Genomic DNA, 13159 nt, shown 5'->3' on the forward strand with positions numbered 1-13159 from the left:
AAAGGAAAGATAATGAGTAGCGTAGATATTCTCGTTCCCGACCTGCCTGAATCCGTTGCCGATGCCACCGTGGCAACCTGGCACAAAAAACCAGGCGATGCGGTAAGCCGCGACGAAGTGCTGGTAGAGATCGAAACAGACAAAGTGGTACTGGAAGTGCCGGCCCAGGCTGACGGCGTGCTTGAAGCCGTGCTGGAAGATGAAGGCGCGACCGTCACGTCGCGTCAGATTCTGGGTCGCCTGAAAGAGGGCAACAGCGCCGGCAAAGAGACCAGCGCCAAAGCCGAGGCCAACGAATCCACGCCGGCGCAGCGCCAGACCGCGTCGCTGGAAGAAGAGAGCAACGATGCGCTGAGCCCGGCCATTCGTCGCCTGATCGCCGAACACGATCTCGACGCGACGCAGATTAAAGGCAGCGGCGTCGGCGGTCGTATTACGCGCGAAGATGTGGAAAAGCATCTGGCGAACAAACCTGCCGCGGCCAAAGCCGCGCCGGCCGCCGCTGAAGCTGCACCGCAGCCAGCCGTCGCCAACCGCAGCGAAAAACGCGTGCCGATGACCCGTCTGCGCAAGCGCGTGGCCGAGCGTCTGCTGGAAGCGAAGAACAGCACCGCCATGCTGACCACCTTCAACGAAGTGAACATGAAGCCGATCATGGATCTGCGCAAGCAGTACGGCGATTCCTTCGAGAAGCGTCACGGCGTGCGTCTGGGCTTTATGTCCTTCTACCTCAAGGCCGTTGTGGAAGCGCTGAAGCGTTTCCCGGAGGTAAACGCCTCAATCGACGGCGAAGATGTGGTGTATCACAACTACTTCGACGTCAGCATCGCTGTCTCCACGCCGCGCGGCCTGGTGACGCCGGTGCTGAAAGATGTCGACGCGCTGAGCATGGCGGACATCGAGAAGAAAATCAAAGAGCTGGCGGTGAAAGGCCGTGACGGCAAGCTGACGGTCGACGAGCTGACCGGCGGCAACTTCACCATCACCAACGGCGGCGTTTTCGGCTCGCTGATGTCGACGCCGATCATCAACCCGCCGCAGAGCGCCATCCTGGGCATGCACGCCATCAAAGATCGTCCGATGGCGGTCAATGGTCAGGTCGTGGTGCTGCCGATGATGTATCTGGCGCTCTCCTACGATCACCGCTTGATCGATGGCCGTGAATCGGTCAGCTATCTGGTGGCGATAAAAGAGCTGCTGGAAGATCCGGCGCGTCTGCTGCTGGACGTCTGATTTTTGCCGGGCGCGCCGACCAAACGCGCGCCCAACCTTATTACTCTTTTCAGACCTGAATGGATAGAACATCATGAACTTACACGAATACCAGGCGAAACAGCTGTTTGCACGGTATGGTATGCCGGCACCCACCGGCTACGCCTGCACTACGCCACGCGAAGCGGAAGAAGCGGCCTCTAAAATTGGTTCTGGCCCGTGGGTAGTGAAATGTCAGGTTCATGCCGGCGGACGCGGTAAAGCGGGCGGCGTGAAAGTGGTTAACAGCAAAGAAGAGATTCGCGCTTTCGCTGAGCACTGGCTGGGCAAACGCCTGGTGACCTATCAAACTGACGCCGACGGCCAGCCGGTAAACCAGATTCTGGTTGAAGCGGCGACCGACATCGATCAGGAACTCTATCTGGGCGCGGTGGTTGACCGTGCGACCCGTCGCGTGGTCTTTATGGCCTCGACCGAAGGCGGCGTCGAGATTGAGAAAGTGGCGGAAGAGACCCCGCACCTGATCCACAAAATGGCGCTCGATCCGCTGACCGGCCCGCAGCCTTATCAGGGCCGCGAGCTGGCGTTCAAACTTGGCCTGACCGGCAAACAGGTCAGCCAGTTCACGAAAATCTTTATGGGCCTGGCGACGCTGTTTCTGGAGCGCGACCTGGCGCTGGTTGAGATCAACCCGCTGGTCATCACCAAACAGGGCGATCTGGTCTGCCTCGACGGCAAGCTGGGCGTGGACGGCAACGCGCTGTTCCGTCAGCCGGAGCTGCGCGAAATGCGCGATCCGAGCCAGGAAGACCCGCGCGAAGCGCACGCCACGCAGTGGGAGCTGAACTACGTTGCGCTGGAAGGCAACATCGGCTGTATGGTCAACGGCGCAGGTCTGGCGATGGGCACCATGGACATCGTTAAGCACCACGGCGGCCAGCCGGCTAACTTCCTCGACGTGGGCGGCGGCGCGACCAAAGAGCGCGTTACCGAAGCCTTTAAAATCATCCTTTCTGACGACGCGGTAAAAGCGGTATTCGTTAACATCTTCGGCGGCATCGTGCGCTGCGACCTGATCGCCGACGGCATCATCGGCGCGGTGGCGGAAGTCGGCGTCAACGTGCCGGTCGTGGTGCGTCTGGAAGGAAACAACGCTGAGCTGGGCGCACAGAAACTGGCGGACAGCGGACTGAACATCATTGCAGCAACCAGCCTGACAGACGCGGCACAGCGCGTCGTTGCGGCTGCGGAGGGGAAATAATGTCTATTCTGATCGACAAAAACACTAAAGTGATTTGCCAGGGTTTTACTGGCGGTCAGGGTACGTTCCACTCTGAGCAGGCGCTGGCTTACGGCACGCAGCTGGTTGGCGGCGTGACGCCGGGCAAAGGCGGCACCACCCATCTCGGCCTGCCGGTGTTCAACACCGTGCGCGAAGCGGTAGAAGCCACCGGCGCGACGGCGACCGTGATCTACGTTCCGGCGCCGTTCTGCAAAGACGGCATTTTGGAAGCGATCGATGCGGGCATCAAGCTGATCATCACCATCACCGAAGGCATCCCGACGCTGGATATGCTGACGATTAAAGTGAAGCTGGACGAAGCGGGCGTGCGCATGATCGGCCCGAACTGTCCGGGCGTGATCACCCCAGGCGAATGCAAAATCGGCATCATGCCGGGCCACATCCATCAGCCGGGCCGCGTCGGCATCGTGTCGCGCTCCGGCACCCTGACCTATGAAGCGGTGAAACAGACCACGGACATCGGCTACGGCCAGTCGACCTGCGTCGGCATCGGCGGCGACCCGATCCCGGGCTCCAACTTCATCGACATCCTGAAAATGTTCCAGGATGACCCGCAGACCGAAGCGATCGTCATGATCGGCGAAATCGGCGGCAGCGCGGAAGAAGAGGCGGCGGCGTTCATTAAAGAGCACGTCACCAAACCGGTTGTCGGCTATATCGCGGGCGTTACCGCGCCGAAAGGCAAGCGTATGGGCCATGCGGGCGCCATCATCGCAGGCGGCAAAGGCACGGCGGACGAAAAGTTTGCCGCGCTGGAAGCGGCAGGCGTGAAAACCGTGCGCAGCCTCGCGGATATCGGCGACGCGGTGAAAGCGGTGCTGCCGGCTAAATAAGCGCGCACGCATTCGCTATCAGGCCACCCTTCGGGGTGGCTTTTTTTTGCCTGTAGAAAGAGCAGGGCGCTGAAAATTCTTATCCGGGCGCGGGGAGTAAGCGGTGGGTTCTTTTTCAGGCGGGAAGTTAAAAAGTAAAGTTAAAGGTAATGCTTTTCTTAATTACGCCATTTCTCAGTGACAACTAATTAACAATATTCTTAAGGCTACATATCTGGAAAATAAAAGCGTTAATCCAGATCAATAGTTCGCGATATTTAACAAATTTTACTGCTGGCAAAGCGTAAGCCAACCGGTTTTAATTGCGCTGCATCAATTCAGTCGTTTCCAATAACATCCAGGAGATTGCGCCAGGCCGCGCCAAATCAATGCTGCCGGCTTTTCTCTCTCGCCTGCCTGAAATCAACTGAATGGTGCTTTTCGGGGAAATTTCACCACTGTTACTCGCTCACGTCGGGCCGCGGATGCGTCTGATCCGTCGGTAACAAAAAGCTGGAATTAATAACAGTCGTTCCTGAATCTTATTCTCTGCGTCAATGCCAGTTATTCGCCGTTGTTATTCGCAGAGTAAGGTCATGCGAGGAGCAAGGAGTCATTATGCTAGATATCGTCGAGCTGTCGCGTTTACAGTTTGCCTTAACGGCGATGTACCATTTCCTGTTTGTCCCGCTTACGCTCGGTATGGCGTTTTTGCTGGCGATCATGGAAACGGTTTACGTCCTGAGCGGCAAACAAATCTATAAAGATATGACCAAATTCTGGGGCAAGTTATTCGGGATTAACTTTGCGCTGGGCGTGGCCACCGGTCTGACCATGGAGTTTCAGTTCGGAACCAACTGGTCTTATTACTCTCACTACGTCGGCGACATCTTCGGTGCGCCGCTCGCCATCGAAGGGCTGATGGCGTTCTTCCTGGAATCCACCTTCGTCGGTCTCTTTTTCTTCGGCTGGGATCGCCTGAGCAAAAAGCAGCATCTGGCGGTTACCTGGCTGGTGGCGCTGGGTTCTAACCTGTCGGCGCTCTGGATCCTGGTGGCGAACGGCTGGATGCAGAATCCCATCGCCTCCGCGTTCAACTACGAAACCATGCGAATGGAGATGCTGAGCTTCTCTGAACTGGTGCTCAATCCGGTGGCGCAGGTGAAGTTCGTGCATACCGTGGCAGCGGGTTATACCACCGGCGCCATGTTTATTCTCGGCATCAGCGCCTGGTATCTGCTTAAGGGACGCGACGTCGCCTTTGCGAAACGCTCGTTCGCCATCGCCGCCAGCTTCGGCATGGCGGCGGTGCTGTCGGTTATCGTACTGGGCGACGAATCGGGTTACGAAATGGGCGACGTGCAGAAAACCAAGCTGGCCGCTATCGAAGCTGAATGGGATACCCAGCCCGCGCCGGCGGCCTTTACGCTGTTCGGCCTGCCGGATCAGGGTAAGCAGGAAAACGCCGCGGCGGTGCAGATCCCCGGCCTGCTTGGCCTGATCGCCACGCGCTCTGTCGATACGCCGGTCACCGGCCTGAAAGATCTGATGGCGCAGCATGAGGTGCGCATCCGCAACGGCATGAAAGCCTACGCGCTGCTGAATCAGTTGCGCAGCGGCAGCGCAGATCCGGCGGTGCGCGAGGCCTTCGACCGGAGCAAACAGGATCTGGGCTACGGCCTGCTGCTGAAACGCTATACCCCGAACGTGGCGGATGCCACCGAGGCGCAAATCAGGCAGGCGGTGAAAGACTCTATTCCGCGCGTGGCGCCGCTCTATTTCGCCTTCCGCATTATGGTGCTGGCGGGCGTGCTGCTGCTGGTCATTATCACCTTCTCGTTCTGGAGCGTGATCCGCAATCGCGTCGGCAAGCATCGCTGGCTGCTTAAGGCGGCGCTCTACGGCATACCGCTGCCGTGGATCGCAGTCGAGGCGGGCTGGTTCGTCGCCGAATATGGACGCCAGCCGTGGGCGATCGGCGAAGTGCTGCCGACCTCGGTGGCCAACTCGTCGCTCACCGTGGGCGATCTGCTCTTCTCCATGCTGCTGATCTGCGGTCTCTATACGCTGTTCCTCGTGGCGGAGATGTATCTGATGTTTAAATTCGCGCGCCTCGGGCCGAGTAGCCTGAAAACCGGACGCTATCACCATGAGCAGGTCGCGGCGGCGGCTGAGCCGGTTCGCGGTTAAGGAGAGCAACCATGTTTGATTATGAAGTTCTGCGCTTTGTCTGGTGGCTGCTGATCGGCATTCTGCTGGTGGGCTTCGCCGTAGCGGACGGCTTTGATATGGGCGTCGGCATGCTGACGCGACTGATGGGGCGCAACGACACCGAACGCCGCATTATGATCAACAGCATCGCGCCGCACTGGGACGGCAACCAGGTCTGGCTGATCACCGCAGGCGGGGCGCTGTTCGCCGCCTGGCCGATGGTTTATGCCGCCGCCTTCTCCGGCTTCTATGTGGCGATGATTCTGGTGCTGGCGTCGCTCTTTTTTCGTCCGGTAGGATTCGATTATCGTTCTAAAATTGAAGATATGCGCTGGCGAGGCATGTGGGACTGGGGCGTCTTTATCGGCAGCTTCGTGCCGCCGCTGGTGATTGGCGTCGCGTTCGGCAATCTGCTGCAGGGCGTGCCGTTCCGCGCGGATGAATTTTTGCGCCTCGACTACACCGGCAACTTCTTCCAGCTGCTCAATCCGTTCGGGCTGCTGGCGGGCGCGATCAGCGTCGCGATGATCCTGACGCAGGGCGCGACTTATCTGCAAATGCGCACCGCAGGCGAGCTGCATCTGCGTTCGCGGGCGGTGGCGCAGGTGGCGGCGCTGGTGATGATGGTCTGCTTCGCGCTGGCGGGCGTCTGGGTGAAATATGGCATCGACGGCTACGTTATTACCAGCGCCATCGATCACCACGCCGCGTCGAACCCGCTGGGCAAAACCGTGGTGCGCGAGGCGGGCGCCTGGCTGGCGAACTTTAACCATATGCCGGCGCTGTGGCTCTTTCCGCTGCTCGGCGTGGTGCTGCCGCTGCTGACGGTCATTTTCTCGCGCTGCGAGAAGGGCGGCTGGGCGTTCGTCAGCTCATCGCTGACGCTGGCGTGCGTTATTATGACCGCCGGCATCGCGCTGTTTCCTTTTATTATGCCGTCGAGCATCGAACCCGGCATGAGCCTGACGATGTGGGATGCCACCTCGAGCCAGCGCACGCTGACGGTGATGACCTTCGCCGCCATTATCTTCGTCCCGATTATCCTGGCCTACACCAGCTGGTGCTACTACAAGATGTTCGGGCGGATCACTAAAGAACATATTGAGCGCAATACGCACTCTCTCTACTGATTAAGGAGACGACGCATGTGGTATTTTGCCTGGATTCTCGGCACCCTGCTGGCCTGCGCTTTCGGCATCATCACCGCGCTGGCGCTTGAACACGTTGAAGACAGCGCTGCGCAGGACAAGCGCGCCTGATGCGCAAACTGATTCGGACGTCATACCGTCTGATGAACAAAGGGCCTTTGCGGGCCCTTTCGCTCATCCTGGCGCTGATTATCGCGGGCTGCCTGTTCTGGGATCCCTCGCGCTACGCCGCGCACACCAGCACACTCTCGGTCTGGCAGGGCATCCTGGTTATCTGGGCGGTATGCGCCGGCGTTATCCATGGCGTAGGCTTTCATCCGCGCAGGACGCGCTGGCAGGCGCTCTTCTCGCCGCTGGTGGCCCTGATCGTACTGCTGTTCGCGCTTTACTGGTTCTGGCGCTGATGCGAAATATCCGCCGTTGGTCGTGGGGTATTGTCAGCGGCAGGTCAAGAAATCTACTGAAAATCCTTCTGATTGTTACCTTCCGATAATTATTTTCTCCTGGCTCTGGCATCCCATTCCCAACCCGAAATCTCTTGCGTATAGTAGCAACGTTTAAAAACGAGACCGGGATGTAGAGTGAGTACAACGCTGTTTCGCTGGCCGGTTCGGGTCTATTACGAAGACACCGATGCTGGTGGCGTGGTTTACCATGCCAGCTATATCGCTTTTTATGAACGAGCACGTACCGAAATGCTGCGTCAGCGCCATTTCAATCAGCAAACGCTGCTGGAACAGCAGGTTTCTTTTGTGGTGCGGCGCATGACGGTGGACTATGTTGCGGCGGCGCGTCTTGACGACCTTCTGGAGATCCAGAGCGAAGTCACCGCCATGACGCGCGCAACCATGACATTTTCCCAGCGTATCGTGAATGCAGAAGGCAGAGTCCTGAATGAAGCAGAAGTCCTGATTGCCTGCATTAACCCACATCTTATGAAGCCGATTGCGCTTCCCAAGTCTATTGTCGCGGAGTTCAAGCAGTGACTGACATGAACGTTCTTGATTTGTTCCTGAAGGCGAGCCTTCTGGTCAAACTTATCATGTTGATTTTGATCGGCTTTTCCATTGCCTCATGGGCCATCATTATTCAGCGCACCCGAATTTTGAACGCGGCGGGACGCGAGGCGGAAGCCTTTGAAGATAAGTTCTGGTCCGGCATCGAGCTGTCGCGTCTCTATCAGGAGAGCCAGGGACGCCGCGAAGAGCTGAGCGGCTCAGAGCAGATCTTCTACGCCGGCTTTAAAGAGTTCGCCCGTCTGCACCGCGCCAACAGCCATGCGCCAGAAGCGGTGGTGGAAGGCGCCAGCCGCGCGATGCGCATCTCGATGAACCGCGAGCTGGAAACGCTGGAAAACCACATTCCTTTCCTTGGCACCGTCGGCTCTATCAGTCCCTACATCGGCCTGTTCGGCACCGTATGGGGCATCATGCACGCCTTTATCGCGCTGGGCGCGGTCAAGCAGGCGACGCTGCAGATGGTTGCGCCGGGCATTGCCGAAGCGCTGATCGCCACCGCGATCGGCCTGTTCGCCGCGATTCCTGCGGTTATGGCCTACAACCGACTGAACCAGCGCGTCAATAAGCTGGAGCAGGGCTACGACAACTTTATGGAAGAGTTCACGGCCATCCTGCACCGTCAGGCCTTCTCCAGCGACAGCGCGAAGTAAGCGGAGGTAACTCATGGCCAGAGTACGTGGTCGCGGCCGCCGCGACCTGAAATCGGAAATTAATATCGTTCCGCTGCTCGACGTCCTGCTGGTGCTGCTGCTGATCTTTATGGCGACAGCGCCGATTATTACCCAGAGCGTAGAAGTGGACCTGCCGGACGCCACCGATTCGAAAACGGTCTCCAGCGACGATAATCCGCCGGTGATCGTTGAGGTCTCAGGCGTTGGTCAGTACAGCCTGGTGGTGGATCACGATCGTATGGAGCAGTTGCCGCCGGAACAGGTGGTGAGCGAGGCGCAGCGTCGCATCGAGGCGAATCCGAAAACCGTCTTTTTAATCGGCGGCGCAAAGGATGTGCCCTATGACGAAATTATTAAAGCGCTCAACCTGCTGCATCAGGCAGGCGTTAAATCTGTCGGTTTGATGACGCAGCCGATTTAAAGTCGAACCGTTTTTTGGGAACCGAGTGTGTCGAAGGCAACCGAGCAAAACGAGAAGTTAAAGCGCGCGATAATTATATCGGTGGCTCTGCACGTGGTACTGATCGCCCTGCTGATCTGGAGCTCCTTCAACGAGAATATTGAGGCGAGCGGCGGAGGCGGCGGCAGCGATATCGACGCGGTGATGGTCGATCCCGGCGCCGTGGTAGAACAGTACAACCGTCAGCAGAACCAGAAAAGCGACAGCCAGCGCGCCGAGCAGCAGCGTGAGAAGCAGGCGCAGCAGCAGGCTGAAGAGCTGCAGCAGAAGCAGGCCGCGGAACAGCAGCGTCTGAAGGCGCTGGAAAAAGAGCGTCTGCAGGCGCAGGAAGCGGCAAAAGCGCAGGCTGAACAGCAGAAACAGGCGGAAGCGGCGGCTAAAGCGGCGCAGGAGCAGCAGAAAGCGGCCGAGGCGGCCGCGGCGAAGGCGAAAGCCGATGCGAAAGCGGAAGCGCAGGCGCAGGCCAAAGCGGCGGCCGAGGCGGCGCAGAAGGCGGAAGAACAGGCGAAACAGGCCGCCGCCGACGCGAAGAAAAAAGCGGAAGAGCAGGCGAAAGCCGCCGCCGCGTCCGCCGCCAAAGAGAAAGCGGTGGCCGACGCGAAAGCGGCAGCCGATGCGAAGGCAAAAGCGGCAGCGGAGGCGAAAGCCAAAGCGGCGCAGGAGGCGAAAGCCAAAGCGGCCGAAGAAGCGAAAGAGAAAGCCGAAGCGGCCAAAGAGAAGGCGGCTCAGGAAGCGAAAGAGAAAGCCGAAGCGGCCAAAGAGAAGGCGGCTCAGGAAGCGAAAGAGAAAGCCGAAGCAGCTAAAGAAAAGGCGGCTCAGGAAGCGAAAGAAAAAGCAGCGGCCGAGGCGAAAGCGAAAGCCGATGCGGCCGCCAAAGCCAAAGCTGACGCCGCGGCGAAAGCCAAGGCCGCCGCCGACGCGAAGAAAAAAGCGGCGGCGGAAGCAGCGAAAAACAGCAGTGATGTCGACGATCTGCTCGGCGGCCTGGCGTCTGGTAAGAATGCACCGAAAAGTGGCGCGGCCGGCGGCGGCGGCGCGGCAGGGCAGGGCAACCAGAAAAAAGCCGGCGCATCGGGCGCAGAGATTAACTCTTATCTGGGACAGGTTGTGGGCGCGATTCAGAGCCGCTTCTACGATGCTGATACTTATAAGGGGAAAGAGTGTAACCTGCGTATCAAGCTGGCGCCGGATGGTTTGCTGATTGACGTCAAATCTGAAGGCGGCGACCCGGCGTTATGCCAGGCGGCGATCGCTGCCGCGAAGCAGGCTCATATTCCTAAGCCGCCATCGCAAGCAGTGTATGAAGTGTTTAAAAACGCGCCAATGCGTTTCAAACCGGAATAATGCAGTAACCCGCGGCAGGTTGGACTAAGGTTAGCTTGCCGTATTAGATGAATACTCGTGTTTTTCAGGAACTGTGCGAATTATCATGAACTCAGGTTCAGGTAAGGGAGAAAAGATGAAGCAGGCACTTCGTGTAACCTTAGGTTTTTTTGTTCTGCTGTGGGCTGCAATGCTCCACGCAGAAGTACGCATTGAAATTACGCAGGGCGTAAACACCGCGCGCCCAATCGGCGTGGTGCCGTTTAAATGGGCTGGCTCAGGCGCTGCGCCAGAAGATGTTGGCGGCATCGTCTCCGCTGACTTACGCAACAGCGGTAAATTCAATCCCATCGACCGTTCACGTCTGCCGCAGCAGCCGACCAGCGCGCAGGAAGTACAGCCTGCCGCCTGGAGCGCGCTGGGTATCGATGCGGTGGTGGTCGGTCAGGTCACCTCTAATCCAGATGGCAGCTATCAGGTTGCGTATCAGCTGGTGGACACCGGCGGCGCGCCGGGCACCGTTCTGGCGCAGAACTCCTATAAAGTCACTAAGCAGTGGCTGCGCTATGCTGCGCACACCGCCAGTGATGAAGTGTTCGAGAAGCTGACGGGCGTCAAGGGCGCGTTCCGTACCCGTATCGCCTACGTGGTGCAGACCAACGGCGGCCAGTTCCCGTACGAACTGCGCGTATCAGACTACGACGGCTTCAACCAGTTTGTGGTGCATCGCTCGCCGCAGCCGTTGATGTCTCCGGCCTGGTCGCCAGACGGCAGCAAAGTGGCCTATGTGACCTTTGAAAGCGGTAAATCGGCGCTGGTGGTGCAGACGCTGTCAAACGGCGCGATTCGCCAGGTTGCCTCCTTCCCGCGTCACAACGGCGCGCCGGCCTTCTCGCCGGACGGGACGAAACTGGCTTTCGCGCTGTCGAAAACGGGCAGCCTGAATCTCTATGTGATGGATCTGGCTTCCGGCCAGACGCGTCAAATCACCGACGGTCGCTACAACAGCACTGAGCCGAGCTGGTTCCCGGATAGCCAGACCCTGGCTTACACTTCGGATCAGGCTGGAGCGCCGCAAATTTATAAAATCGGTATCAACGGCGGTGCGCCACAACGTATTACCTGGGAAGGCTCGCAAAACCAGGATGCGGACGTCTCTGCCGATGGTAAAACGATGGTGATGATCAGCAGCGCCGGTGGCGCTCAGCATGTCGCCAAACAGGATCTGGTAACGGGAGCCGTTCAAACGTTAACGAGCACGTTCCTGGATGAATCGCCAAGTCTGGCTCCAAACGGCACGATGGTAATCTATAGCTCTACTCAGGGGATGGGTTCCGTGTTGCAGTTGGTATCAACAGATGGGCGTTTCAAAGCGCGTCTTCCGGCAACTGATGGACAGGTAAAATCGCCTGCCTGGTCGCCGTATCTGTAATGCATAGGTCCCCTGCGCAGCAGGGGGTTAAATGTATGATAAACAATATAACAGGATAACAAAATGCAACTGAACAAAGTGCTGAAAGGGTTGATGCTGGCTCTGCCGGTTCTGGCTGTAGCCGCTTGTAGCTCACACAAAAACAACAACAATGACCAGACTGGCATGGGCGCTGACGGCGCTTACGGCAACGGTGCTGGCATGAACGGCAGCGGCAACGGCAACATGTCTTCTGACGAGCAGGCGCGTCTGCAGATGCAGCAGCTGCAGCAGAACAACATCGTCTACTTCGGTCTGGACAAATATGACGTGCAGTCTGACTACGCTCAGATGCTGGACCAGCACGCAGCCTTCCTGCGCAGCAACCCGTCATACAAAGTGACCATCGAAGGTCACGCGGATGAGCGCGGCACGCCGGAATACAACATCGCACTGGGCGAGCGTCGTGCTAACGCCGTGAAGATGTACCTGCAGGGCAAAGGCGTGTCGGCTGACCAGATGTCTATCGTCTCTTACGGTAAAGAGAAACCGGCTGTTCTGGGTCATGACGAAGCGGCTTACTCTAAAAACCGTCGTGCCGTTCTGGTCTACTAAGAGAATCACATGATTAGTAACTTCAGACTTCACCTGTTGGGTCTGTCGTTACTGGTTGGCGTAGCGGCCCCCTGGGCCGCTAATGCCCAGGCATCAATCAGTAACGTCGGCTCTGGCTCGGTCGAAGACCGCGTCACCACTCTTGAACGCATTTCTAACGCCCAGGCTCAGCTTCTGCAGCAACTGCAGCAGCAGATGAGCGACAACCAAAGCGATATCGATTCGCTGCGCGGGCAAATCCAGCAAAACAGCTACCAGCTTAATCAGGTCATCGAGCGGCAGAAGCAGCTCTATCAGCAGATCGACAGCCTGAGCAGCAGCGGCGCGAACGGCGCGGCGCAAAGCGGCGCTGATGCGCCGGCGGCGAGCGCCGACACGGGCGCAGCGGCAAGCGCAGGCGGCGCGGCGGCAGCCTCATCTGGCGCGCCGGTGCAGAGCGGCGATGCCAACAGCGACTATAACGCCGCGGTGGCGCTGATTCTGGAAAAAAAACAGTACGATCAGGCGATCGCCGCGCTGCAGGCGTGGGTCAAGCGCTATCCTGATTCAACCTACCAGCCGAACGCCAATTACTGGCTTGGGCAGTTGAATTACAACAAGGGTAAAAAAGACGACGCGGCGTACTATTACGCCACCGTGGTCAAAAATTATCCGAAGTCGCCGAAGGCTTCTGAAGCGTTGCTAAAGGTTGGCGTTATCATGCAGGAGAAAAAGGATACGGCGAAAGCCAAAGCCGTTTTCCAGCAGGTGATAAAACTTTACCCCAATACCGATTCGGCGAAGCAGGCGCAAAAACGTCTCGACGGGCTGTAATTTGTGCAGCCAGCACCGGATTTTGCCTGATTTCTGGTCTGGCAGCATGAAAGGTAAGCAGTTGACGTCGCGGGTGGAAAATAAGGGTTGCGCTACCTCGGTAAATCAGTAATATATGCCGCCGTTGCCGGGACAGATTGCAAATGTGTCTGGCAAGCCTG

General features: G+C 58.2%; 14 protein-coding genes. All 14 read left to right on the plus strand.

The window, feature by feature from the left end:
• The first annotated feature begins 12 nt into the window (after nucleotides 1-12).
• The gene (gene odhB / locus HA46_RS16025; protein WP_033788973.1) at nucleotides 13-1233 is read left to right on the plus strand and encodes a 2-oxoglutarate dehydrogenase complex dihydrolipoyllysine-residue succinyltransferase; all 1221 of its coding nucleotides are present in this window, start codon (nucleotides 13-15) and stop codon (nucleotides 1231-1233) included.
• A 73-nt stretch (nucleotides 1234-1306) separates the two neighbouring features.
• Nucleotides 1307-2473 carry an ADP-forming succinate--CoA ligase subunit beta gene (gene sucC / locus HA46_RS16030; RefSeq protein WP_033788974.1) on the plus strand — a complete coding sequence of 389 codons (1167 nt, stop codon included), beginning with the start codon at nucleotides 1307-1309 and terminating at the stop codon, nucleotides 2471-2473.
• Entirely contained in the window at nucleotides 2473-3348 is an 876-nt protein-coding gene (gene sucD / locus HA46_RS16035; RefSeq protein ID WP_033751698.1) for a succinate--CoA ligase subunit alpha, read from the plus strand. The genes sucC and sucD overlap by 1 nt, the downstream gene beginning before the upstream one ends.
• Before the next feature lie 597 nt (nucleotides 3349-3945).
• A complete protein-coding gene (gene cydA, locus HA46_RS16040; protein WP_084885360.1) occupies nucleotides 3946-5517 on the plus strand; it encodes a cytochrome ubiquinol oxidase subunit I in 1572 nt (523 codons plus the stop codon).
• 11 nt (nucleotides 5518-5528) lie between these two features.
• The gene (cydB, locus tag HA46_RS16045; protein WP_084885362.1) at nucleotides 5529-6668 is read left to right on the plus strand and encodes a cytochrome d ubiquinol oxidase subunit II; all 1140 of its coding nucleotides are present in this window, start codon (nucleotides 5529-5531) and stop codon (nucleotides 6666-6668) included.
• A gap of 15 nt (nucleotides 6669-6683) precedes the next feature.
• Nucleotides 6684-6797 carry a cytochrome bd-I oxidase subunit CydX gene (gene cydX, locus HA46_RS16050; protein WP_084885364.1) on the plus strand — a complete coding sequence of 38 codons (114 nt, stop codon included), beginning with the start codon at nucleotides 6684-6686 and terminating at the stop codon, nucleotides 6795-6797.
• Entirely contained in the window at nucleotides 6797-7090 is a 294-nt protein-coding gene (ybgE, locus tag HA46_RS16055; RefSeq protein ID WP_084885366.1) for a cyd operon protein YbgE, read from the plus strand. The genes cydX and ybgE overlap by 1 nt, the downstream gene beginning before the upstream one ends.
• Before the next feature lie 177 nt (nucleotides 7091-7267).
• Nucleotides 7268-7672 (plus strand): tol-pal system-associated acyl-CoA thioesterase, encoded by a 405-nt coding sequence (ybgC, locus tag HA46_RS16060; RefSeq protein WP_033751687.1) that lies wholly within the window; start codon nucleotides 7268-7270, stop codon nucleotides 7670-7672.
• Nucleotides 7669-8355, plus strand: coding sequence for a Tol-Pal system protein TolQ (gene tolQ / locus HA46_RS16065; protein ID WP_033751685.1), 687 nt, complete (start codon nucleotides 7669-7671; stop codon nucleotides 8353-8355). Before ybgC ends, tolQ begins: the two co-directional genes overlap by 4 nt.
• Nucleotides 8356-8368: 13 nt before the next feature.
• Nucleotides 8369-8797 (plus strand): colicin uptake protein TolR, encoded by a 429-nt coding sequence (gene tolR, locus HA46_RS16070; protein WP_033751683.1) that lies wholly within the window; start codon nucleotides 8369-8371, stop codon nucleotides 8795-8797.
• Nucleotides 8798-8824: 27 nt separating this feature from the next.
• Nucleotides 8825-10180 (plus strand): cell envelope integrity protein TolA, encoded by a 1356-nt coding sequence (tolA, locus tag HA46_RS16075; RefSeq protein WP_084885368.1) that lies wholly within the window; start codon nucleotides 8825-8827, stop codon nucleotides 10178-10180.
• Between the two features lie 115 nt (nucleotides 10181-10295).
• Entirely contained in the window at nucleotides 10296-11591 is a 1296-nt protein-coding gene (gene tolB / locus HA46_RS16080) for a Tol-Pal system beta propeller repeat protein TolB (protein WP_033751678.1), read from the plus strand.
• A 63-nt stretch (nucleotides 11592-11654) separates the two neighbouring features.
• Nucleotides 11655-12185 carry a peptidoglycan-associated lipoprotein Pal gene (pal, locus tag HA46_RS16085; protein ID WP_033751676.1) on the plus strand — a complete coding sequence of 177 codons (531 nt, stop codon included), beginning with the start codon at nucleotides 11655-11657 and terminating at the stop codon, nucleotides 12183-12185.
• Between the two features lie 9 nt (nucleotides 12186-12194).
• Nucleotides 12195-12998, plus strand: a complete 804-nt coding sequence (gene cpoB, locus HA46_RS16090; protein WP_033789032.1) for a cell division protein CpoB — start codon at nucleotides 12195-12197, stop codon at nucleotides 12996-12998.
• Nucleotides 12999-13159 lie beyond the last annotated feature (161 nt).

The sequence above is a fragment of the Pantoea septica genome (assembly GCF_002095575.1).
In the GTDB taxonomy this organism is placed as follows: domain Bacteria; phylum Pseudomonadota; class Gammaproteobacteria; order Enterobacterales; family Enterobacteriaceae; genus Pantoea; species Pantoea septica.

Excerpts from the sequence above, each read along its gene's own strand:
- cpoB (WP_033789032.1), top strand. The coding sequence starts at position 12,195 with ATGATTAGTAACTTCAGACTTCACCTGTTGGGTCTGTCGTTACTGGTT.
- tolB (WP_033751678.1), top strand. The coding sequence starts at position 10,296 with ATGAAGCAGGCACTTCGTGTAACCTTAGGTTTTTTTGTTCTGCTGTGG.
- cydB (WP_084885362.1), top strand. The coding sequence starts at position 5,529 with ATGTTTGATTATGAAGTTCTGCGCTTTGTCTGGTGGCTGCTGATCGGC.
- sucD (WP_033751698.1), top strand. The coding sequence starts at position 2,473 with ATGTCTATTCTGATCGACAAAAACACTAAAGTGATTTGCCAGGGTTTT.
- ybgE (WP_084885366.1), top strand. The coding sequence starts at position 6,797 with ATGCGCAAACTGATTCGGACGTCATACCGTCTGATGAACAAAGGGCCT.
- tolR (WP_033751683.1), top strand. The coding sequence starts at position 8,369 with ATGGCCAGAGTACGTGGTCGCGGCCGCCGCGACCTGAAATCGGAAATT.
- cydA (WP_084885360.1), top strand. The coding sequence starts at position 3,946 with ATGCTAGATATCGTCGAGCTGTCGCGTTTACAGTTTGCCTTAACGGCG.
- sucC (WP_033788974.1), top strand. The coding sequence starts at position 1,307 with ATGAACTTACACGAATACCAGGCGAAACAGCTGTTTGCACGGTATGGT.
- odhB (WP_033788973.1), top strand. The coding sequence starts at position 13 with ATGAGTAGCGTAGATATTCTCGTTCCCGACCTGCCTGAATCCGTTGCC.
- cydX (WP_084885364.1), top strand. The coding sequence starts at position 6,684 with ATGTGGTATTTTGCCTGGATTCTCGGCACCCTGCTGGCCTGCGCTTTC.
- pal (WP_033751676.1), top strand. The coding sequence starts at position 11,655 with ATGCAACTGAACAAAGTGCTGAAAGGGTTGATGCTGGCTCTGCCGGTT.